The 22,213-nt window shown below is 62.3% G+C and carries 19 protein-coding genes; 15 read left to right on the plus strand and 4 right to left on the minus strand.

Going from position 1 to position 22,213, the window contains the following annotated elements; translation table 11 throughout:
* Positions 1 to 86 precede the first annotated feature (86 nt).
* Entirely contained in the window at positions 87 to 725 is a 639-nt protein-coding gene (locus tag J3456_RS09345) for an SOS response-associated peptidase (protein ID WP_349579941.1), read from the plus strand.
* Here J3456_RS09345 and J3456_RS09350 read toward each other — a convergent pair.
* A complete protein-coding gene (locus J3456_RS09350) occupies positions 722 to 2,152 on the minus strand; it encodes a UdgX family uracil-DNA binding protein (RefSeq protein ID WP_349579942.1) in 1,431 nt (476 codons plus the stop codon). The genes J3456_RS09345 and J3456_RS09350 overlap by 4 nt on opposite strands.
* Positions 2,152 to 3,387, minus strand: a complete 1,236-nt coding sequence (locus tag J3456_RS09355) for a putative DNA modification/repair radical SAM protein (RefSeq protein ID WP_349579943.1) — start codon at positions 3,385 to 3,387, stop codon at positions 2,152 to 2,154. Before J3456_RS09355 ends, J3456_RS09350 begins: the two co-directional genes overlap by 1 nt.
* A 226-nt stretch (positions 3,388 to 3,613) precedes the next feature.
* Here J3456_RS09355 and dctP point away from each other — a divergent pair, with 226 nt between their 5' ends.
* From dctP to choV, 14 genes are all read left to right on the plus strand, one after another.
* Positions 3,614 to 4,585, plus strand: coding sequence for a TRAP transporter substrate-binding protein DctP (gene dctP / locus J3456_RS09360; protein ID WP_349579944.1), 972 nt, complete (start codon positions 3,614 to 3,616; stop codon positions 4,583 to 4,585).
* 7 nt (positions 4,586 to 4,592) lie between these two features.
* Positions 4,593 to 5,087, plus strand: coding sequence for a TRAP transporter small permease (locus tag J3456_RS09365; RefSeq protein ID WP_349579947.1), 495 nt, complete (start codon positions 4,593 to 4,595; stop codon positions 5,085 to 5,087).
* 1 nt (position 5,088) lies between these two features.
* The gene (locus J3456_RS09370) at positions 5,089 to 6,405 is read left to right on the plus strand and encodes a TRAP transporter large permease (protein WP_349579949.1); all 1,317 of its coding nucleotides are present in this window, start codon (positions 5,089 to 5,091) and stop codon (positions 6,403 to 6,405) included.
* Between the two features lie 175 nt (positions 6,406 to 6,580).
* Positions 6,581 to 8,098, plus strand: a complete 1,518-nt coding sequence (locus tag J3456_RS09375) for a malonate--CoA ligase (RefSeq protein WP_349579950.1) — start codon at positions 6,581 to 6,583, stop codon at positions 8,096 to 8,098.
* A 174-nt stretch (positions 8,099 to 8,272) separates the two neighbouring features.
* Entirely contained in the window at positions 8,273 to 11,131 is a 2,859-nt protein-coding gene (locus J3456_RS09380; protein ID WP_349579952.1) for a monovalent cation/H+ antiporter subunit A, read from the plus strand.
* Between the two features lie 2 nt (positions 11,132 to 11,133).
* Positions 11,134 to 11,481: a Na+/H+ antiporter subunit C gene (locus J3456_RS09385; protein WP_120350813.1), complete on the plus strand. Its 348-nt coding sequence runs from the start codon at positions 11,134 to 11,136 to the stop codon at positions 11,479 to 11,481.
* Positions 11,478 to 13,022 carry a monovalent cation/H+ antiporter subunit D gene (locus J3456_RS09390; RefSeq protein WP_349579954.1) on the plus strand — a complete coding sequence of 515 codons (1,545 nt, stop codon included), beginning with the start codon at positions 11,478 to 11,480 and terminating at the stop codon, positions 13,020 to 13,022. Before J3456_RS09385 ends, J3456_RS09390 begins: the two co-directional genes overlap by 4 nt.
* A gap of 1 nt (position 13,023) precedes the next feature.
* Positions 13,024 to 13,524 carry a Na+/H+ antiporter subunit E gene (locus J3456_RS09395; protein ID WP_067630869.1) on the plus strand — a complete coding sequence of 167 codons (501 nt, stop codon included), beginning with the start codon at positions 13,024 to 13,026 and terminating at the stop codon, positions 13,522 to 13,524.
* Positions 13,521 to 13,808 carry a K+/H+ antiporter subunit F gene (locus J3456_RS09400; RefSeq protein WP_067630872.1) on the plus strand — a complete coding sequence of 96 codons (288 nt, stop codon included), beginning with the start codon at positions 13,521 to 13,523 and terminating at the stop codon, positions 13,806 to 13,808. The genes J3456_RS09395 and J3456_RS09400 overlap by 4 nt, the downstream gene beginning before the upstream one ends.
* On the plus strand, positions 13,805 to 14,200 hold the full coding sequence (gene mnhG, locus J3456_RS09405; RefSeq protein WP_349579956.1) for a monovalent cation/H(+) antiporter subunit G: 396 nt from the start codon (positions 13,805 to 13,807) through the stop codon (positions 14,198 to 14,200). Before J3456_RS09400 ends, mnhG begins: the two co-directional genes overlap by 4 nt.
* Before the next feature lie 119 nt (positions 14,201 to 14,319).
* The gene (locus J3456_RS09410; protein ID WP_349579958.1) at positions 14,320 to 15,948 is read left to right on the plus strand and encodes a caspase family protein; all 1,629 of its coding nucleotides are present in this window, start codon (positions 14,320 to 14,322) and stop codon (positions 15,946 to 15,948) included.
* Positions 15,949 to 16,076: 128 nt separating this feature from the next.
* Positions 16,077 to 16,997 carry a choline ABC transporter substrate-binding protein gene (locus tag J3456_RS09415; RefSeq protein ID WP_349579960.1) on the plus strand — a complete coding sequence of 307 codons (921 nt, stop codon included), beginning with the start codon at positions 16,077 to 16,079 and terminating at the stop codon, positions 16,995 to 16,997.
* 86 nt (positions 16,998 to 17,083) lie between these two features.
* A complete protein-coding gene (choW, locus tag J3456_RS09420) occupies positions 17,084 to 17,917 on the plus strand; it encodes a choline ABC transporter permease subunit (protein ID WP_067626912.1) in 834 nt (277 codons plus the stop codon).
* Positions 17,914 to 18,933: a choline ABC transporter ATP-binding protein gene (gene choV, locus J3456_RS09425; RefSeq protein ID WP_349579963.1), complete on the plus strand. Its 1,020-nt coding sequence runs from the start codon at positions 17,914 to 17,916 to the stop codon at positions 18,931 to 18,933. Before choW ends, choV begins: the two co-directional genes overlap by 4 nt.
* A gap of 74 nt (positions 18,934 to 19,007) precedes the next feature.
* Here choV and cueR read toward each other — a convergent pair whose 3' ends face one another.
* Together cueR and J3456_RS09435 are read right to left on the minus strand one after the other, a co-directional pair.
* Positions 19,008 to 19,403, minus strand: coding sequence for a Cu(I)-responsive transcriptional regulator (gene cueR, locus J3456_RS09430; RefSeq protein ID WP_120350818.1), 396 nt, complete (start codon positions 19,401 to 19,403; stop codon positions 19,008 to 19,010).
* Positions 19,404 to 19,412: 9 nt separating this feature from the next.
* Positions 19,413 to 21,920 (minus strand): heavy metal translocating P-type ATPase, encoded by a 2,508-nt coding sequence (locus J3456_RS09435; protein WP_349579965.1) that lies wholly within the window; start codon positions 21,918 to 21,920, stop codon positions 19,413 to 19,415.
* Between the last annotated feature and the right edge of the window lie 293 nt (positions 21,921 to 22,213).

Here is a 22,213-nt window from a genome sequence, read left to right on the forward strand (position 1 = left end):
CGGTGCTGTCAAAGATCCTGTGGCCCTTGCCGGACGCGGGCAAAACCGCATTTAATGGGCCAAGACGACGGTAAGGGGGCCAACCGATGTGCAATCTCTATTCCCTGACCAAGGGGCAAGCGGCGATCCGCGGCTGGTTCGATGGGGCCGACGACCAAACAGGCAACCTGCCGCCGATGCCCGGTATCTACCCCGACTATGCCGCCCCGGTGGTGCGCCACGGCGATGGCGGTCCGGTGCTGGAGATGATGCGGTGGGGGATGCCCTCTCCGGCCTTCGCGCTCAAAGGCAAGAAGACCGACCGCGGCGTGACCAACATCCGCAACATCGCCTCGCCGCATTGGCGGCGCTGGCTGGGGGCCGAGCATCGCTGCGTGGTGCCCTTCACCGCCTTTTCCGAACCGCTGAACCGCCCCGGAGAGCGCTCGCGCCCCATTTGGTTCGCGCTTGGCGAGGACCGTCCGCTGGCCTTTTTTGCGGGCGTTTGGACCGAATGGACGAGCGTGCGCAAACTGAAGGACGGCGAGACCACTGATACCCTCTATGGCTTTCTGACCACCGAAGCCAATGCCGAGGTCGGGGCCGTGCACCCCAAGGCGATGCCGGTGATCCTGACCAACCCCGACGACGTGCAGCGCTGGCTTACGGTTGAAACGGCCGAGCTGCCCAGCCTGCAACGCCCCTTGCCGGACGGCACGCTACAGGTCATCGACCCCGAGGATTAAGCCGCCTCGGCCATCATTCGCGCGGCCATGGCGAGATCGGAGCGGAACTGCGCCGTAGCCTCTTCGCGCAACGCCGGATCCGGCACGCGCAACAGGTAGGAGGGATGCAGGGTGATCAACACAGGGATGCCTTCTGGCCCCGCCTCGATCGTGCCGCGCCGTTTCAGGATGCCCGCGCCCTTGCCGGAAAGGCTTTGCGCCGCCGTGGCGCCCATGGCAAGGATCAGCTTGGGCTGCACTTGCGCCACTTCGGCGTTCATCCACCAGCGGCACTGGTCAATCTCGGGCGTATCAGGTCGCTGGTGAATGCGGCGTTTGCCACGGGCGGTGAATTTGAAGTGTTTGACCGCATTGGTAACAAAGGCCGCCTCGCGATCCAGCCCAGCCTCCCCGGCGATACGGTCGAACATCTGTCCAGCGGGACCGATAAAGGGACGACCCGCAAGATCCTCCTGATCGCCCGGCTGCTCGCCGACCACCATCAGATCGGCCTCGCGCGGCCCTTCGCCCGGCACGGCTTGGGTGGCGTGGCAATGCAGCGGGCAGCGGGTGCAGGCGCGGATGGCGGTGGGCAGTTCCTCCATCGGGCCATCCCATGCGGAATCGAAGGCCGAAAGCTGCGCTTGCACCCGGTTCATGCGCACCGGCGGCAGGGTCGGCGCGGCTTCGGCCATGGCGCGGGCGCGGGCGGGGGCTTCGGCAATCATCTGCGGGATGAACGCGGCTTCGGGCATGTTCTTCCAGTATTTCTTGGGCATCTCGGATTGCATCGCCTTCACCATCAGGCGGGCGGGGTTAAAGATGTTCTGGAAATAGGTGATCCAAAGCTGCTCGCCCGCGTCTTCGGGCAGGTCGGGCTTGCTGTGGCCTTCTTGAAAACTCAGCGTGCCATTCTCGAAGATCGCCGAGACATCGGGCGTCAGGATGCGCCAGTCCATGTCCGAAAACCGCCGGACAAAGAAATCCGCTGTCGGCTCCACCGTGTGATGCGTGGGCTCAAACCATGCCGCGAAACTGCGGCGCGGGGCATCGGGCGCGCCGATTTCACGGAAGCGGACGAAGGCTTTCATCTTGTGCTGGCAGCGGCGCACGTTTTTTTCCATCTGCCGCAGCACCGCTAGGTCGGCATCGCCCCGGTCCGCCATCAAATGCGGCGCGTCTTTCACCCGCCACAAAAAAGCATAGAGCCGGGCAAAACGCTCAGGGTCGCTGTGCCAGACGGCTGTTTCGGCCATAGAGATAAAGCTGCGTGGGACCGAGACCTTCCCGCCTGAGAGGGGCTGGCTTTCCCCGCCGAACAGATCAGGAGCCGCGGCGTGATCCCCCCAGAGGATTTGCTCGGGCGGCACGCCAGCAGCAAGAAACCCGCGCGCGGCCTCGCGCCACGCTTTCGCGGTGCCGATGGGGGGCAGGGAAACGCGGTGCATCAGAACAGGGTCAACTGCTCAGGCGGTGGCGCAAACCGCGCGCGCAGGTCGGCGCTGTCGGTCAACCCACCGGGCGTCCAGCCGCCTGCGGTGACAAAGGCGCGGGCCTTTTTCATCGACGCGCCCATGCGGGTCAGGTCTTCGTAGCGCAGGGACCGATGGCGTCGGGCGGCGAGGATGCGGGTCACCGTTTTCACGCCAAACCCCGGCACCCGCAGCAGCATCTCGCGGCTGGCGCGGTTGACGTCGAGCGGGAAGTGTTCGCGGTGCACCAGCGCCCATGCGAGTTTGGGATCGACCTCAAGGTCGAGATTGCCGTCGCGGGTGACGGAGGTGATCTCGTCCAGTTGGAAATCATAGAAGCGCAGCAGCCAGTCGGCCTGATAAAGCCGATGCTCGCGTTGCAGGGGCGGGCGGATCAGCGGCAGTTTGGCGGAGCTGTCGGGGATCGGCGAGAAGGCGGAATAGTAAACGCGCTTCAGCTTGTAGCTGGAGTAAAGCCGCCTCGATTGGCCCAGCACCGTGGCGTCGTTCGACCCATCCGCGCCGATGATCATCTGAGTGGACTGGCCAGCCGGGGCAAAGCGCGGCGGGCGCTTGCCGGTGAAGGATTTCTCTTTGCTGGCGTCCTTGACCATCCGCACATTCGCCATGGCGCGGCGGATCTGCTCGGGCTTTTTCTCGGGCGCATATTGCTGCACCGCCGTATCGGTGGGCAGTTCGACATTGATCGACAAGCGGTCGGCCAGACGCCCGGCTTCCTCGATCAACTCGGGCGAAGCATCGGGGATCGTCTTCAGATGGATATACCCGCGAAAGTTCTCTTCGTGCCGCAGCTTGCGGGCGATCTGCACCATGTCCGACATGGTGGCATCCGGTGAGCGGATCACGCCCGAGGACAAAAACAACCCTTCTATATAGTTGCGGCGGTAGAACTCGATGGTGAGCTTCACCACCTCATCCACGCTGAACCGCGCCCGGTCGACATTCGAGGACACGCGGTTGATGCAATAGCTACAATCGTAGATGCAGAAATTGGTCATCAGGATCTTGAGCAGACTGATGCACCGCCCGTCGGGGGCGTATGCGTGGCAGATGCCGCTGCCTTCGTTGGAGCCCAGCCCCTTGCCATCGCGCGAGTCGCGTTTGGTCGAGCCGGAGGAGGCGCAGGAGGCGTCGTATTTCGCCGCGTCGCTGAGAATCGCCAGTTTTTGATCGAGTGTCTGCTTTGCCATGTGTTCTATATATGTTCTCATGGCGGGGGTGTCATTAAACTATCTTAATGCCGCGACAATCTGCGCAGGGGACCGCCTGTGCGACGGCGCGGGCAAGGGGTGAGAGTTTAAATTGACGTGGCGAAATCTTGTCGCTACGAATTACATGCAGATACATATTATGCATATGCATGCGAGAGCACCGGGGCAAAGATCGCGGGCTTTTGATCACAACTGGGAGACGATCATGAAAACAACAACCACGCTCAGCGCGGCGCTCTTTGCCGTCAGCACCCTTGCCACCACCAGCACCGCCAGCGCCGACGAAGTCACGCTGCGCGCCGTGTCGGCCTTTACCCTTGGCACCGCCTTTAGCCGCGAGTTCGAATCCTTTGTCGAATGGATCAACGAGAACGGCAAGGGGGTCGTGCAGATCAATATGGTTGGCGGGCCGGAAGCCGTGCCGCCCTTTGAATTGGGCAATGCGGTGCAATCCGGCGTTGTCGATATCGCCAACAACACCACGGCCTATTACCCCAACCTGCTGCCCACGGGCGATGCGCTGCATCTGGCGGAAAACACCATTCAAGAGCAGCGCGAGAACGGTTGCTATGAGTTGGTCGACCGCATCCACCAAGAGCAGATGAACGTAAAATACCTCGGCCACGGCGGCGACGGGATCGGCTACCACCTCTATCTGACCAAACCGGTCGAGGGGCCGGACCTCAGCGGTCTGACCATCCGCACGACTCCGGTCTATCAGGCGATGTTCACGCAACTGGGCGCCAATCTGGTGCGCACCGCGCCGGGCGAAGTCTATAGCGCGTTGGAGCGTGGCGCGATCGATGGCTATGGCTGGCCGAGCCAAGGGGTGCTGGATCTCGGTTGGGACGAGCAGACGAAATACCGGGTCGACCCGAGCTTTTACAACGTCGACGTGAACCTGCTGGTGAACCTCGACACGTGGAATGGCCTGACCGACGAACAACGCGCCAAACTCGAAGAGGGCGCGGCTTGGATGGAAGAGCTTAACAACGACAACGCCGACCGCAACGCGACGGAATACGCCGCGCAGGCGGAAGCGGGGATCGAGACGATTACCTTCAGCAATGCGGATGCCGAAACCTGGACCAATGCCGCGCGCGATGCTGGTTGGGCGGCGGTTGAAGAGGTCGATGCCGACCTTGCGCAGCAGATGCGCGCCTGCATGACCAAGTGATCGCCCGATGATCTCAACATTGTTTGACCGGACACTCCGGGGGCTGGCCGTTTTCTCGGCCGGTATCCTCGGGGTGATCGCGGTGTTTATCGCGATCAACGTGGTGCTGCGCAATCTCGGCTTGCCGGTGGTCTATGGCGCCTTGGATGCCATCCAATATGCGTTGATGATTGCCACCTTCCTTGGCGCGCCTTGGGTGCTGTCGATCGGCGGGCATGTGAAGGTTGATCTGATCACCAGCAACCTATCGCAGGGCACCGCCCATGCTTTGACCCGCCTGACCAGCGCCATTGGCGCGGTGACGGCAGGGGTGCTGGGCTGGTACGGGCTGCAAGCTGTGCTGGCCTCTGCTGCGCGCGGGTCGATGATCCGCACGTCTTTCGTGATTCCAGAGTGGTGGATGCTGGCCTTTGTGCCGCTGTCGCTGGCGCTTTGCACGATCATCTTTATCCGTCGTCTGCTCTATCCGGAAACGGCCGAGCGTAGTTTGAGTGGTCTTTGACATGGATTGGGGCCTGACACTGACCATGATGCTGGGCGGATTGGCGGTTTTGCTGTTGATCGGTCTGCCTGTAGCATTCGCCTTTATCGCCGTGACCACCGTGGGGGCCTATTTCGTATTGGGCGGAGACCGCGGCATCCTGCAACTGGCGCGCAACTCGGCGCAGTCGGTCGCGAATTTTCAGCTCGCGCCGATACCGCTGTTTATCTTGATGGGAGAGATCCTGTTTCAGACCGGAGTCGCGCACCGCGCCATTGACGCGATTGAGCGGGTGGTGACGCGCATCCCGGGCCGCATGTCGGTCGTGACGATCTTTGGCGGCACGATTTTTGCAGCCCTTTCCGGCTCGACCATCGCCAATACCGCGATGCTGGGCGGCACGCTGCTGCCGGGGATGCTGAAACGCGGCTATCACCCCTCGATGGCGATGGGGCCGATCATGGCCTCGGGCGCGATTGCGATGCTGATCCCGCCCTCGGCATTGGCGGTTCTGGTGGGCTCGCTCGCGGGCATCTCCATCGCCGGGCTGCTGATTGCGGGGGTTTTGCCCGCGCTGCTGCTGGCGGTGCTTTTTGTGGCCTATGTGGTGGGGCGGAGCCTTTTGGACCCGAAAGTCGCGCCGCCCGATGTCTACGAAGAAATGCCGCTGCGCGACCGTTGGACGCCCTTTGTGATCTATGTGCTGCCGCTGTCGGTGCTTTTCGCGGTGGTGATCGGCTCGCTGCTGGCGGGGATCGCAACGCCCACGGAAAGTGCCGCCCTTGGCAGCATCACCGCCGTGATCATCGGGGCCGCCTACCGCGCCCTGAGTTGGGAGAAGATGGGCCGCGCGCTGATGGAGACGCTGAAGCTGTCGGTGATGATCCTGTTCATCATTGCGGCCAGCCAGACCTTTGCGCAGGTGCTGTCCTTTTCAGGCACGACCAATGGGCTGATCAACGCAATTAACGCGGTCGATCCGACGCCGCTGATGGTGCTCTTGGGGATGATCGCGATCCTGCTGTTTCTGGGGTGTTTCATCGATCAGGTCTCAATGCTGATGGTCACCGTGCCGGTTTTCGTGCCTCTGGCGGGGGCGATGGAGATCAACGAGCTGACCCTTGGCGTGGTCTACCTGCTGACGATGGAGATCGGCCTGCTGACACCGCCCTTCGGGCTGCTGCTGTTTGTCATGCGCGGGGTCGCACCTGTGGAGATACGCATGCCGCAGATCTATGCCTCGGTCATGCCCTTCTTGTTGATCAAGATCTTTGTGCTGGCGCTGGTCGTCTGGCTGCCGGGTATCGGCACGTGGTTGCCCGGTTTGATGGGTCGCTGAACCTTGGGGCGGCGCGCCACAGCGTCGCCCCGCAAGCTATTGCCTTAATTCGACATTTGCCGACCCTCCCGCCGCGCGCGGCCCTCGGTCGGCTTGCATTACCCGGCGTAATGCGGTTGTAATCCCGCAAGGAGGCAGTCGGCTTTCCCAAGAACAACACGCGAGGAGCACTGTGATGGCAAACCCCCTTTATGACACTCTGTTTGGCCGTCACGCTGGCAAAACGACAGCCTTTCTTCATCTCGAAGGCGGGGTGACGCTGACCCATGCGGGATTTCTGGGCCGGGCCGCCCGTTTTGCCCATGTGCTGACCGAGTTGGGGGTGAAACCCGGCGACCGGCTGGCGGTACAGGTCGATAAATCCGCCGATGCGCTGGCGCTTTATGCCGCCTGCGTTCAGACGGGGGTGATCTTTTTGCCGCTCAACACCGCCTATACCGCGGATGAGGTGCGCTATTTCGTGACCGACAGCGGCGCCGCGGCCTTTGTCTGCCAGCCCGCGCGCCGCGATGAAATGGCACCGCTGGCCAAGGATACAGGGTGCCAGCTTGAGACGCTAGGTACGGAGAACGATGGCAGCTTTGCGGATCGCGCCACCTCGGCTTCCGACAGCTTCGAAACCGTCGCGCGGGCGGCGGATGATCTCGCGGCCTTCCTTTATACCTCCGGCACCACGGGGCGCTCGAAGGGGGCAATGCTGACGCAGGCCAACCTTTTGTCGAACGCGCAGACGCTGGCCGATCTGTGGCGTTTCACCAACGCGGACGTGCTGCTGCACGCGCTGCCGATCTTTCACACGCACGGGCTGTTCGTAGCGACCAATGTGACGCTGGTGGCGGGGGGCGCGATGATCTTCCTGTCCAAGCTCGACATTGACCGGCTGATAGAACGGATGCCCCACGCCACCGCGATGATGGGCGTGCCGACCTTCTACACCCGGCTTTTGGATGACGCGATTTTCACCCGTGAGACGACGGCGAACATGCGGCTGTTCATCTCTGGCTCGGCACCGCTTTTGGCCGAAACCCATGTCGATTTTGAGGAACGCACCGGCCACCGTATCCTAGAGCGTTACGGCATGACCGAGACCAATATGAACACCTCGAACCCCTATGAGGGCGAGCGCCGCGCGGGCACCGTGGGCCTGCCGCTGCCGGATGTGGAGTTGAAAATCACCGACCCTAAGACCGGCGCGACCCTGCCGGACGGAGAGATCGGCAGCATCGAAGTACGTGGGCCGAATGTCTTTAAGGGCTATTGGCAGATGCCTGAGAAAACCGCCGCCGAACTGCGCGAAGATGGCTTCTTCATCACCGGCGATCTGGGGCGGCGCGATGCGGATGGCTATGTGACCATTGTGGGCCGCGACAAAGACCTGATCATCTCGGGCGGCTATAATATCTACCCCAAGGAGGTCGAACTGCTGCTCGACGACCAACCGGGCGTGCTGGAAAGCGCGGTGTTCGGTGTGCCGCATCCCGATTTCGGGGAAAGCGTGGTGGCGGTGTTGGTGGCGCGCCGGGGCGCGGAGTTGGACCTTGCGCAGATCGCCGGGGATGTGTCCGGATCGCTGGCCAAGTTCAAACGGCCCGCCAAGCTGATCGTCCTGCCGGAATTGCCGCGCAACACGATGGGCAAGGTGCAAAAGAACGTGCTGCGCGAAACCTACCGGGACTTGTTTCAACCGGGGTAGGGGCGCCCGAGGGCCATTCTAGCGGGCATAGGGGCGGCGGTAACGCCATCCCACGGGGCAGGACTGCGGTGTAACCTGCGACAATCTGGCGTTTAATGCCCGGTTTCGCTTGAGGTGCCGGGAAAATTTCTACAGAACGTGGTGACCTTTCAGTCCGCCAGATCAGGAGTTCGCGTGTCCCTCTTCCTTATCGTTGCCTTGCCCTTCTTGGGCGCATTGTTACCCGGACTGATGAATTCCGCAGGGCGCCAAGCCTGCGGCGGGGTGACCTTTATGGTGACCCTCGTGGCGCTGGTGGGCTTGCTGACGCATCTGCCTGCCGTGCTGGTGGGCGAATTGGTCACCGCGCGGGTTGACTGGATCCCGCAGCTTGGCCTGAACCTGACCTTGATGCTCGACAGCCTCGGCTTTTTCTTTGCCTGTCTGATCCTTGGCATCGGTCTGTTGATCATCGCCTATGCGCGGTCTTACCTGTCACGTGATGACCATATGGGTGAGTTTTTCACCTATCTGCTGCTGTTCCAAGGCGCGATGGTGGGTATCGTTCTCAGCGATAACGTACTGATCCTTCTTATCTTCTGGGAGTTGACCTCGCTGTCGTCCTTCCTGCTGATCGGCTATTGGAAACATCTGCCCGAAGGCCGCCAAGGCGCGCGGATGGCGCTGACCGTGACCGGCATGGGCGGGCTGGCGATGATCGGTGGCATGTTGCTGCTGGGGCAAATCGTCGGCAGCTATGACCTGAGCGTGATCCTCGACAACCGCGAGATGATCCAAGCCTCGCCGCTCTATCTGCCCGCGCTGATCCTGATCCTGCTGGGCTGTTTCACCAAATCCGCGCAGTTCCCGTTCCACTTCTGGTTGCCCCACGCCATGGCGGCACCAACGCCGGTCTCGGCCTATCTGCACTCTGCCACGATGGTTAAGGCGGGGATTTTCTTGATGGCGCGGATGTGGCCGGTGCTGTCGGGCACTCCTGAATGGTTCGTCATCGTCACCACGGCGGGGCTGATCACCATGGTGCTGGGCGCGGTGATTGCGCTGTTTAAACATGACCTAAAGGCGCTGTTGGCCTTCTCAACCGTCAGCCACCTTGGCCTGATCACCATGCTTTTGGGCACCGGCACGGCCTTTGGGGCGATGGCGGCGGTGTTTCATATCCTGAACCACGCGACCTTCAAGGCCGCCCTCTTCATGTCGGCGGGGATCGTGGATCACGCGGTGCATACCCGTGACATCCGCCGCTTGGGTGGGCTGCGGCATCTGATGCCGGTGACCTTTGTCATCGCCACCCTGGCGGCGCTGTCGATGGCGGGGATCCCGCTGCTCAACGGCTTCCTGTCGAAAGAGATGATGCTGGAAGAGACCCTGCACACAACGCTCTTTGACATGCCGTGGCTGGTGCCGGGGCTTGCGACCTTTGGTGCGCTCTTCTCTGCCGCCTATAGTTTCCGTCTGATCGGCCATACCTTTCTTGGCAAAGAGCGTGACGACTATCCCGACCATCCGCATGACCCCAAGCCCGGCCTCTGGCTGCCGCCTGCGCTGTTGATCATCCCCGTGGTGGTGATCGGTCTTGCACCTTTCCTCGCCGAGCCTTTCGTCAAACTGGTGACCGCGTCGGTCCTTGGCGGCGCGGCCGAGATGCCCTCGGCGCATTTCAAGATTTGGCATGGGTTGGGCCCGGCGCTTTACATGTCGATCATCGCGGTTGTTGGTGGTCTGATCCTGCTGGCGCTCTTCACCCCGCTTCTGCGTCTTTGGGATGCCACGCCACGGCCCGAAGCCAAGTCGATCTTTGACCGTGTCATCGCGGCCTTTGTCGGCCTGTCGCAGGCGATTTCGCTGCGGCTGCACAGCGGTGCCTTCTCGCGCTATGCCGCGATTATGGCGGTGACCGTGGTTGTGGTGGGCTATTACGCTTGGGCCACCGGCACCGTCGGGGCTGCGACCCGTGCGTTGCAGCCGACAAACGCAGTGCAGATCGCCGGCTGGCTGATGCTGGTGGCGGCGGCCTGCGGCCTGGTGTTCTTGCACCGCAACCGCCTGTTGTCGCTGATCTTGATCGGCATCGTCGGGCTGATCGTCTCGGCTGGTTTCGTCTTCTTCAGCGCGCCCGACTTGGCGATGACCCAGCTGACGGTTGAAGTGGTGACGATCATCTTGTTGCTGCTGGCGCTGAACTTCCTGCCCAACCGCACACCGATTGAAAGCAGCGTGCTGCGTCGGACGCGCGACGTTGTGGTCTCCCTCGCGGCGGGGGCGGCGACGATGGCGCTGTCCTATCACTACCTCCTGCGCGACACCGTCGCACCGAGCATTTCCGAATTCCACCTTGCCAACTCCTACAAAGGTGGCGGCGGCACCAATGTGGTCAACGTGATCCTCGTCGATTTCCGGGGCTTTGACACCTATGGTGAGATCATCGTTCTGGGCATCGCGGCACTGCTGATCTACGCCCTGACCGAGACGCTGCTCTCGGGCCCGGTGCGCGCGCGCCTGCTGAACCGTAAACCCGACCAGCCGCGGGCAGGGGACCGGCACCCGATGATGATGGTGGTGATGACCCGCGTCATCATGCCCGTCGTGCTGATGGTTGGTTTCTATATCTTCCTGCGCGGCCATAACGAGCCAGGCGGCGGGTTCATCGCCGGTCTGATCGTCTCCATCGCCGTGGTGATGCAGTATATGGCCAGTGGTTTTGCCTGGGCTTCGGCGCGGCTGCGCTATCCCTATCACGGGATCATCGGCACCGGCGTCTTGATCGCGGGGCTGACGGGGATCGGGTCGTGGCTCTTTGCCAAACCTTTCCTGACGTCGGATTTCACCTATGTGCGCATCCCGCCTTTCGACAAGTTTGAACTGGCGACTGCCGCGCTCTTTGATCTTGGCGTGTTCCTTGCCGTTGTCGGGGCGGTGATGCTGTCGCTCGAAAGCTTCTCGCGGCTGGCCCGCCGGGCGCATGTGCCTGAGGCCGATCATCCGATGGACATCGACCCATCGCGCGAAGACACCACCAAGGCGGAGGCATAAACATGGAACTTCTCGTCGCATCCGCCATCGGCATTCTGACGGCCTCAGGCCTCTATCTTGTGCTGCGCTTGCGGAGCTTTCCCGTCATCATGGGCACATCGCTGCTGACCTATGCGGTGAACGTCTTTCTCTTTGCCTCGGGCCGTTTGACCGTGGGCGCGCCGCCGATCCTCACGGATGCCGCGCGCTATACCGATCCGCTGCCCCAAGCGCTGGTGCTGACCGCCATCGTGATTTCATTCGGCATGACCGCCGTGGTGGTGATGATCGCCCTCGGGGCCTATCTGGGCAACAATGACGACCATGTCGACGACCCGCTGACCGATACCAAGGCGGAGGACCGCACATGACCCATTGGCTGATCCTGCCCATCGTGCTGCCCGCATTTATTGCGCCCTTCATCATTCTGGCCGCACGCTATCACATCACCATCCAGCGGGTGCTGTCGCTGTTCGGGGCGCTGGCGTTGGTCGCCGTGGGGCTTGGCCTGTCGGTCGAGGCGTCGGGCGGCGATGTCATGCTCTACCGTCTCAGCGATTGGGCCGCGCCCTTTGGGATCGTGCTGGTCGGCGACCGCCTGTCGACGCTGATGGTGACGCTGACGGCGGTGCTGGCGCTCTTCGTGCTGCTTTACGTGATCGGCTCGAAATGGGACGAACGCGGACGGCATTTTCACGCGCTGTTCCAGTTCCAGTTGATGGGGATCATGGGGGCGTTCCTGACGGGCGACCTCTTCAACCTTTTCGTCTTTTTCGAAGTGCTGCTGATCGCCTCCTACGGATTGATGATCCACGCCGGGGGCACGCCGCGCCTGCGGGCGGGGGTGCAATATGTGCTTTATAACCTGCTGGGCTCGACGTTGTTCCTTTTTGCGCTTGGGGCCATCTATGCCGAGACGGGGACGCTCAACATGGCCGATCTGGCGCAGCGTGTGGCGCTGATTGATGCCGGCGCGACCGTGGGCATCCGCATCGCGGCGGTGCTGCTCTTGATGGTCTTTGCAGTCAAAGCGGCCGTGGTGCCGCTGCACTTCTGGCTGCCGTCGAGCTATGCCGAAGCACCCGGCCCTGTGGCGGCGCTTTTTGCCATCATGACCAAAGTCGGCGCCTATGCGATCATCCGCGTCTATACGCTGATCTTCCCGCCTAACCTTGCCGCCACGGCTGACCTGCACTCAACATGGCTGCTGCCTGCCGCGCTGCTGTCGCTGGCGCTTGGCATGATCGGCGTGCTGGCGGCCAAGCAGTTGGACCGACTGGTGGCCTTTTCGGTGATCGGTTCCATGGGCATGGTGATGATCTCAATCGCGCTGTTTACCCCCGAGGGGATTGCGGCGGCGCTTTACTATATTGTGCATTCGACACTGGCGGCGGGCGCGCTGTTCCTGATCGCTGATCTGGCGCGGGCGGGGCGCGATAACCTCGATCTGACGGCGCAGCCGCAGGTGGCGGGGGCCAAGCTGACCTCGGCCCTATTCTTTGTCGCGGCCATCGCCATGGTCGGCGTGCCGCCGCTTTCGGGCTTTCTGGGCAAACTGCTGATTATGGATGCCGCTGCCGAGAGTGATTACTGGGTCTGGATCTGGGCCGTGATCTTGGGCGCGAGCCTTTTGAGCCTCGTGGGCTTTGGCCGCGCGGGCAGCATGGTCTTTTGGAAGTCCCGCAGCGTCGCACTGCAAGAGGGGGCCACCCCAGCCGAGCCGCCATCGGCGCTGAGCTATGTGGCCGTGGGTGGCCTGCTGGCTCTTTTGGTCGCACATACCCTGTTGGCGGGCCCCGCCACACAATATGCCACGGCGATCTCGAACCAATTGTTCGGGCCAGAGCGTTACCTGAGCACCGTGCTAGAGACCCCCGGCAAGCTGTCGGACGGCAAAGAGGAGGCCCATTGACATGATGCGACCGATCCGTTGGCTTTTGCCGCACCCGTTTCTGACCCTGTTGCTCACCGTTGTGTGGATCCTGCTGCAAAACAAGTTCAGCGCTGGCATGCTGGTCTTTGGTCTGATCCTCGGGATCGTGATCCCGGTGCTGACCGCGCGTTGGTGGACCGACCGGCCCCAAGGCATTCGCCCGCTGCGCATGATCGCCTATGTGATCTTGGTCCTGTGGGATATCATCATCGCCAATATCCAAGTGGCGTGGATCATCCTGACCAAATCCAACGCCAGCATGTCGCCCGCCTGGGTTGTCGTGCCGCTGGATCTGAAAGAACCCGAAGCGATCACGATCCTTGCGGGCACCATCACCCTGACCCCCGGCACCGTTTCGGCGGATCTGTCGGACAACGGACGCTACCTGCTGGTGCACGCGCTGGACGCCACCGACCCCGACGCCGTGCGCGATGAGATCAAAGACCGCTACGAACGCCGCTTGAAGGAGATTTTCGTATGACCCAAGCGACCGACCTTTTGACCCTTGCGCTTTATGGTGCCCTGACCTTGGTCGCCATCGCACAATTCATGGCGATGATCCGGCTGTGGATCGGCCCCGGCACCGGGGACCGCATTCTGGCGCTGGACACGATGTTCATCAATGCCATCGGCATCATCGTGCTTTTGGGCATCCTGCAGGGCACGCAGATCTATTTCGAGGCAGCGCTGATCATTGCCATGCTGGGTTTCGTCTCAACCGTGGCCTATGCCCGGTTCGTCTTGCGCGGAGATATCATCGAATGAGCCCCGACATCATCGCCACCTATTTTATCATCGTGCTGCTGGTGATCGGCAGTTTCTTCGTGCTTGTCGCCGGGATTGGCTTGCTCAAGCTGAACGATCCGATGACCCGCCTGCATGCGCCGACCAAAGCCGCGACGCTGGGGATCGGGGCCTATCTGTTGGCGGCGATGGTGAATTCGTTTCTGACCGGAACGGGGTCGCTGCATGAACTGCTGATCATGGCCTTCATCTTTGTCACGGCTCCGGTTTCGGCGAATTTCATGGCCAAGGCGAATATCCACCGGCGCGATTGCCTGCCGCATCCGCCGGAACTGCCGGATGGCGATACCTGGGCCACGCTCAACGTGCCGGAAGAAGACCGCGAGATCGAAGAGACGTCGCCCAACGCCTGAACCACGGCAGCAAGGGTCGGATTCATTTCAAACTGTTACGATGGTGGAAACCTTTTCCTGCCAGCATAGGTTAATGGGCGGCGCCGCCCAACCGAAGCTGACCGAAAGGAGCCCGCCCTATGCGTTTGACCGCGATCCTCTTGATGTTGTTTCTGCCCCTCGCTGCGGCGGCCCAAGACCGTGTGGCGATGGTGATTGGCATCTCTGCCTATGAGGATGCAGCCCCGCTTGACGGGCCGCGCGCCGATGCCGCGCTGCTGACCCAGACGTTAGAGGGGCAGGGGTTCGATGTTACCACGCTGATCGACACGGATAGCGCCACGTTTAAGCGGGAACTCTCTGACTTTGCCTTTCAGGCGGAAACGGCGGATATCGCCTTGATCTACTACGCGGGCCGCCGCGTCGCCTCGGGCGGGCAGAGCTATCTGATCCCCGTCGATGCGCCCTTAGCCCCGGCCTCGGCGCTGCGGCAACAGGGGGTGGCGCTGCCCGCGCTGCTGCGTGCAGCGGGCAAGGCGCGGCAGATACGGCTTGTCTTGCTTGATAACTGCCATGCCGCCCCGCGCCAGTCGACCGCCCCGCTGCCGCCGCCCGAGCCGCGCCTTGGCACGCTGGTCGTCACCTCCGGTGAGGTGGGCGCCTGTGACATGGGTGGCGAAAACGCGGGCCTTTTCGCGGCCACATTGGCCGAGGTTTTGACAGAGCCGGATGTCGAAGTCGGCGCCATGCTGGACGGATTTCGCGCCACGCTGCGCAGCCGCAGCGGCGGCAGCCTCTCCGCCCGGCGCTTTGGGCGGCTGACCCCCACGCCAGCCTTCATCGCAGAGACGGACAGCGCGGACGCGACCCCGCAGACATGGGGGGATTTGGACCCTGTGCAAAGCCAGCGCTTGGCCGAATTGGCGCGGCAAGGGGACACCCGATCCCAACTTGGTCTCGCCGCCCTGCAAAGCGACCCCGACGATCCGCGCTATGATCCGCAAACCGCTGCGGCCCAACTGATGCGGGCGGTAGAGACCGGCTCTGCCGAAGCGCGGTATCAGCTTGCACAGCTCTACGAAGAAGGGCGCGGCGTCGGTCAGGATGAGGCCCGCGCCATGGCCCTTTATCGCGACGCCGCCGAGCGGGGCCATGCCGGGGCGTTGAACGATCTGGGGTTCATCCATCTGCAGGGCGAATTGGGGCAGGAAACCGATCCCGATCTTGCGTTGGACTATTTCCGCCGCGCAGCCGATAGGCGACACCCGGCGGCGATGTTCAACTTTGCCGCGATGATCGACGATGGCAAAGTGCCCGGTCGCGGGGCGGCGGATGCGGCGCTCTATCTCTATCGCGCGCTGCGGGCGGGGGACGGCACGCTGCTGGGGCTGATGCAGGATGAGCCCAAACTCTTCGACAGCGAGACCCGCAAAGCCCTGCAACGCAAACTTTCGGATTTCGGGTTTTACGACGGCGCGATCGACGGGCTTTACGGCGAGGGAACCCAAGCCGCGATCCGCGCGGGATTTGGCATGGAAGCGGCAGAGGGGCAGGGCGAAGCCCCTGATACCGTTGAGGAAACACAAGGGGCTGACACATCCGAAGCGCCCCCGTCAACGCCCGCCACGCCCGAGGCTGCGCCTGCTCAGACGCCCGCCGCCCCCGCCGCCCCCGCCGAAGAGACCCCGAAGGTTGACACCGAACCCGAACCGGGTGCGGACCAAAATGTCACCCCCGTTCTGCGCCCAAAACAGGCCGCGCGGGGGTGAGTTTTGAAACAAGTAGTATTGCTTTTTGCCCTCCAGTAAGTTGGCGAAATTAATCCGGTTGCAATATCGCGGCCGATGGCTTTTGATTGGCGCATCAGTCAATAAAAACTTCTCTGGGGAGAACACCAATGAAAAAACTGCTTATGACATCCGCTCTGGCGACGGTCGCCGCGGCCTCGCTGGCCGCTGCTGAATGCAACGAAGTCACCTTCTCCGACGTGGGCTGGACCGACATCACAGCGACAACCGCCGCCGCCTCTGTTGTGCTGGACGCGCTTGGCTATGATACCGAGACCAAGATCCTCGCCGTGCCGGTGACCTACACCTCCATGGCATCGGGCGACATCGACGTGTTTCTGGGCAACTGGATGCCCACCATGGAAGGCGACATCGCGAAATACCGCGAAGAAGGCAGCGTCGACACTGTGCGCGCCAACCTTGAAGGCGCGAAATACACGCTGGCTGTGAACAAAGCCGCCGCCGACATGGGCATCAAGACATTCGCCGACATCGCCGCCAACGCAGATGCGCTGGAAGGTGAAATCTATGGCATCGAGCCCGGCAATGACGGCAACCGTCTGATCCAGTCGATGATCGACGAGAATGCATTTGAGCTGGGCGAGTTCGAGGTCGTTGAATCCTCCGAGCAGGGGATGCTGGCCCAGGTGCAGCGCGCCACCCGCAAAGAAGAGCCCGTTGTCTTCCTCGGCTGGGAACCGCACCCGATGAACGCCAACTTCGATCTGACCTATCTGGAAGGCGGCGATGATTACTTCGGCCCCGATCTGGGCGGTGCGACGGTCTATACCAACACCCGCGCCGGTTTTGTGGAGGAATGCCCGAACCTTGGTAAATTCCTGAACAATCTCGAGTTCACGCTTGAGATGGAGAATGAGATCATGGGCGCGATCCTTGATGACGGCGAAAAGCCGGAAGAGGCGGCCGCCGCTTGGATCAAAGCGAACTCCGACGTGCTCAGCACTTGGCTGGACGGTGTGACCACCGTCGATGGTGGCGACGCGATGGAAGCTGTCGCTTCGCTGAAGTGATCCTCACGCTATGATGGAAAAGACCCGCCCCAAAGCGATGGGGCGGGTCATTCTCATGCGCAATTCTCCAATCCTGAAGGACTGACATGGACTGGCTGACAGAAAACAAGATCCCCGTGGCCGATGTGGCCGAAGACGCGCTGGATTGGTTGCAAACGAACGGGGCGTGGTTCTTTGACGGGCTGTCGGACCTGATGGAACGGCTGATCGACGCGATCCTCTGGGTGCTGCAAACCCCGCATCCGCTGATCCTCATCGCCGTCTTCGCCGCGATCACTTGGGGCATTCAGCGCAATTGGAAGACCGTGGCCTTTGTGGTGCTGGGCTTCCTGTTCATCTTAAATCAAGACTACTGGGAAGAGACGATGGAGAGCCTGACGCTGGTGCTCTCGGCCTGTGTTGTCTGTATGGGTGTGGGCGTGCCAATTGGCATCGCCGTGGCGCATCGGCCCCGGCTTTATGCTTGGGTGGCCCCGGTTTTGGACCTGATGCAGACTCTGCCGACCTTTGTCTATCTGATCCCTGCGATTGTCTTTTTTGGCATCGGTATGGTGCCCGGCCTGATTGCTACGGTGATCTTTGTTCTGCCCGCGCCGATCCGGCTGACGCAGTTGGGCATCTCTTCGACGCCCAAGGCTCTGCTTGAAGCGGCGCAGGCCTTTGGTGCCAAGCCGCGCCAGACCCTGTGGAAGATCGAGCTGCCCTATGCCTTGCCGCAAATCATGACGGGTCTGAACCAGACGATCATGCTGTCGCTGTCGATGGTGGTGATCGCTGCACTTGTCGGCGCAGACGGCTTGGGCGTGCCGGTGGTGCGCGCCTTGAACCAAGTGAACACAGGCTTGGGATTTGAATCCGGGTTGGTGATCGTCGTCGTGGCGATCATGCTCGACCGTATCCTGCGGGTGGGACGGAAATGAACAAAGCAGTAGAATTTGACAACGTATCCATCGTCTTTGGTGACAAGCCTGAAAAGGCCCTGCCGCTGATGGACGAAGGCCAGAGCCGCGCCGAGATTGAATCGGCGACGGGGCAGGTGCTGGGTGTGCATGACTGCTCGCTGAGCGTTGAGAATGGCGAGATCCTTGTGCTGATGGGGCTTTCGGGCTCGGGCAAATCGACGCTTTTACGCGCGGTGAATGGGCTTAACCCAATGGTGCGCGGCACGGTGCATGTGCATGACGAAAACTGGTCTTGCGACATTCATGCCAGCAATGCCGCAGAGCTGCGCCGCGTGCGCCGTGAATGCGTGTCGATGGTGTTTCAGCAGTTCGGCCTGCTGCCATGGCGCACGGTGCGCGACAATGTGGCGCTTGGGTTGGAACTGTCGAATGTCCCCAAGGCCGAGCGGCTGGAGCGTGCCGAGCGGCAGTTGAAACTGGTGGGCCTGAGCGATTGGGCCGACCGCAAAGTGGGCGAGCTTTCGGGCGGGATGCAGCAGCGTGTGGGCCTTGCCCGCGCCTTTGCCACCGAAGCGCCGATCTTGCTGATGGATGAGCCATTCTCGGCGCTCGACCCGTTGATCCGCACGCGGCTGCAGGACGAACTGCTGGACCTGCAACGTGAGCTAAACCGCACGATCATCTTCGTGAGCCATGACCTTGACGAAGCCTTCAAGCTGGGCGGGCGCATCGCCATCATGGAAGGCGGGCGGATTGTGCAGATCGGCACGCCGCGTGAAATCTTCTCGAACCCCGCCTCGGACTATGTGGCGGAGTTCGTGGCCAATATGAACCCGCTGGAGGTTCTGACCGCGCGCGACGTGATGGGCGTGGTTGACGGCGCTCCGACGCAGGGCGAAACCACGGCAGAGATCCCGGTGCGGGCGCTGATGGAGCGGCTGCGCGGGGCGGATGCGGCGATTGCAGTGATGGAAGACGGCACGCAGATCGGGACAGTCACGGCGCATAGCATCGTGGACCGGCTGAAAGCCTAAGCCGTGAACTGACAAAACGCAAAAGGCGCCGCCCGATTTGGCTGGGCGGCGCCTTTTGCTATTGAAAGCGGGGGTTATGTGGCCGCTGCGGTGCCCAAGGTCTTTAGGATCGGACAGTCGGGTCGATCATCTCCGGCGCAGTCGCGGACCAGCGTGCTCAGCGTGTCGCGCATTTCTTGGAGGCCGCTGATCTTGGCCTCGATCTGCGCCAGATGCTCTTTGGCGATGGCTCGCACATCGGCGCTGGCGCGGTTTTTGTCCTCCCAGAGGGCCAGCAGGTTGCGGCAATCTTCGATGCTGAACCCCAGCGTTCTGGCACGGCCCAAAAAGGCCAGCTTGTGCATCTCGCTTTCGCGAAAGGCGCGATAGCCGTTGGCATCCCGCAGCGGTTTGACCAATCCGATATCTTCGTAATAGCGGATGGTTTTCGGCGGCAGGCCCGTATGTTGTGAGACTTCTCCGATGTTCATGGTGCGCTCCTATTCTGCGGCCACGGGGGCGGTGGCCCGGGGGCCGTGTGAGGGGGTGGCGTCTTCGGCCAGGGGGGCGGCAATCCAGCGCAGCCGCAGGGCATTGCTGAGGACGAAAACGCTCGACAGGGCCATCGCTCCGGCGGCCAGCGCGGGCGATAGGAGCCAGCCGGTCAGCGGATAGAATGCCCCCGCGGCGACCGGGATCAGCAGCACGTTGTAGCCAAAGGCCCAAAAGAGGTTCTGACGGATATTGGCCATGCTGCGTTGGCTCACATCGATGGCATTGACCACGCCGCGCAGGTCCCCGGACATCAGCACCACATCTGCGGCTTCGATCGCGACATCGGTGCCGGTGCCGATGGCGAGCCCAACATCTGCCTGCGCGAGGGCGGGGGCGTCGTTGATGCCGTCGCCCACAAAAGCGATGCGGTTGTCGCCCTCTCTAAGCTTGTTGATGGCGGCCACTTTGCCATCTGGCAACACTTCGGCGATAACGCGGTCGATGCCCAGTTGCGCCGCGATGGCCTCTGCCGTAACCCGGTTGTCGCCCGTGATCATCGCCACGTCGAGATTGAGGTCATGCAGCCGCGCGATGGCTTCTGGCGTGCCGGGTTTGATCGGATCGGCCACGGCGATCACCGCCGCCAGCTGGCCATCAACCGCGGCGTAGAGCGGGGTTTTTCCGGCCTTCGCCAATTCCGCCGCGATCCGCCCGGTGTCGCCCAAATCGATCCCGTCGCGGGTCATAAGGCGGTCCGCTCCCAAGGTGACCCGGCGGCCCATGACCGTCGCGCTGACGCCAAACCCGGTGTGGGATTGGAAATCGCTGACCGCGCTCGGTACCGGGCCCGCAGCTTCTGCCCGCCGCAGGATGGCTTGGGCAATGGGATGTTCCGAGCGCGCCTCGACCGCGCCGATCAGGGGCAGCAACTCAGCCTCGGGAAGGTCGTTTATCATCACCAGATCGGTCAGTTCGGGCGTGCCCTTGGTCAGCGTGCCGGTCTTGTCTAAAGCGACAGTCTTAACGCTTTGCAGGCTTTGCAAGGCATCGCCCTGCCGGAACAACACGCCCAGTTGCGCCGCGCGCCCGGTGCCGACCATGATCGAGGTCGGCGTGGCCAGACCCATGGCGCAGGGGCAGGCGATGATCAGCACGGCCACTGCCGCCACCAATGCGTGGCTGAGCGATGGGCCAAAGGTAAGCCAGACCACAAAGGTCACCAGCGCCACGGCGATCACAGCGGGGACGAACCACAGGGTGATGCGATTCACCAAGTCCTGAATGGGCAGCTTTGCGCCTTGGGCCTCTTCGACCATGCGGATGATCTGCGCCAATACCGTGTCACCGCCCACTTTGGTGGCGCGGTAGGTCAGGCTGCCGGTGCCGTTGACCGTGCCGCCGACAACCTCTGTCCCCTTGGCTTTTTCCACCGGCACAGGCTCGCCGGTGATCATGCTTTCGTCGACATAGGATTGCCCGTCGACGACGATGCCATCGGTGGCGATCTTCTCGCCCGGGCGGAGGTAGATGATGTCGCCCGCGACGATCTTGTCCAACGGCAACTCAACGACTGTGCCATCCCGCTCGACCCTTGCGCTGCTGGCGCGCAGGCCCATAAGCTTGGTAATCGCGGCCCCGGTTTGCCCCTTGGCGCGGGCCTCTAGATAGCGGCCCAGCAAGATCAGCGTCACGATCACGGCGGCTGCTTCGAAATAGACCACGCGGCTGCCCTCGGGCAGGGCCCCCGGCGCAAAGAGCGCGGTGACCGAAAAGAGCCATGCCGCGCCCGATCCAAGCGCCACGAGAGAGTTCATATCCGGCGCGCCTTTCGCCAGCGCGCGGAGGCCCTTGCTATAGAAATGCCGCCCCGGCCACGCCAGCACGAGGGTGGTGAGGATGAACTGGATGAACCAGCTTGTCTCCCGCCCGATGGTGGCTGCGATCCAATGGTGGAACGCAGGGATCAGGTGGCCGCCCATCTCCAGCACGAAGACCGGCAAGGTGAGCGCCGCCGCCAGCAGGGTCATCCGTTTGAGATGAGAGGCTTCCGCCTCTTTGCGCGCTGTCGCATCAGGGCTGCCCGTCGCGGGGGCATCGGTGGTCGCGGGATAGCCGACCTGCGCCGCCGCATCGCGCAGGGCAGGCAACAGATCGGCATCCTCCAAGCTCTCGACCGTCGCCTCTTCGCTGGCAAGGTTCACCGAGGCCGAGATCACCCCCGGCACCGCGAGCAGCGCCCGTTCCACACGGCCCACGCAGGAGGCGCAGCTCATGTTGGATAGGCGCAATCTGTGGGTGGTCTTGCGCGCCGGGTAGCCCGCCTGCGTCAAAGCGGCGTCGAGCATGGCCGCGTCAAAACCCGGCTCTGCCGTCACCCGCACGTTTTCTGCCGCAAGGTTCACCCGCGCCTCGCGCAGACCCTCCAGCGCGTTCAGTGCTTTTTCCACACGTCCTACGCAGGACGCGCAATTCATGTTTTGCACGCCAAAAGTGAGTGTATCTGCTTTGCCCATTTCATGCCCTCTATCCGTCATATGCTGAATATGGGGCTTCCAGTCGCTGGAGGGTCAAGGGGGCATTTTGAAAAAATGAGCAGGTGGGCGGGGCGCGGCGAATCACGGTTAACGGGAGGCCGATGTAGGTCACGGGCTGGGCCGTTTTGGGCTGCGGCAACGGCGTAGCGATATATACGAAGGTGGTAACAGCGCCGAGTCTTCTGCCGCCTGTCTGACCGGAAGCATATCTTAATACCTTTCTGCGTAAGTCTTCCCAACCCGCTTCGTTGCTAAGCTGTCTTTAAAGGTTT

The sequence above is a fragment of the Sulfitobacter sp. NFXS29 genome (genome assembly GCF_040148765.1).
Lineage (GTDB): Bacteria > Pseudomonadota > Alphaproteobacteria > Rhodobacterales > Rhodobacteraceae > Sulfitobacter.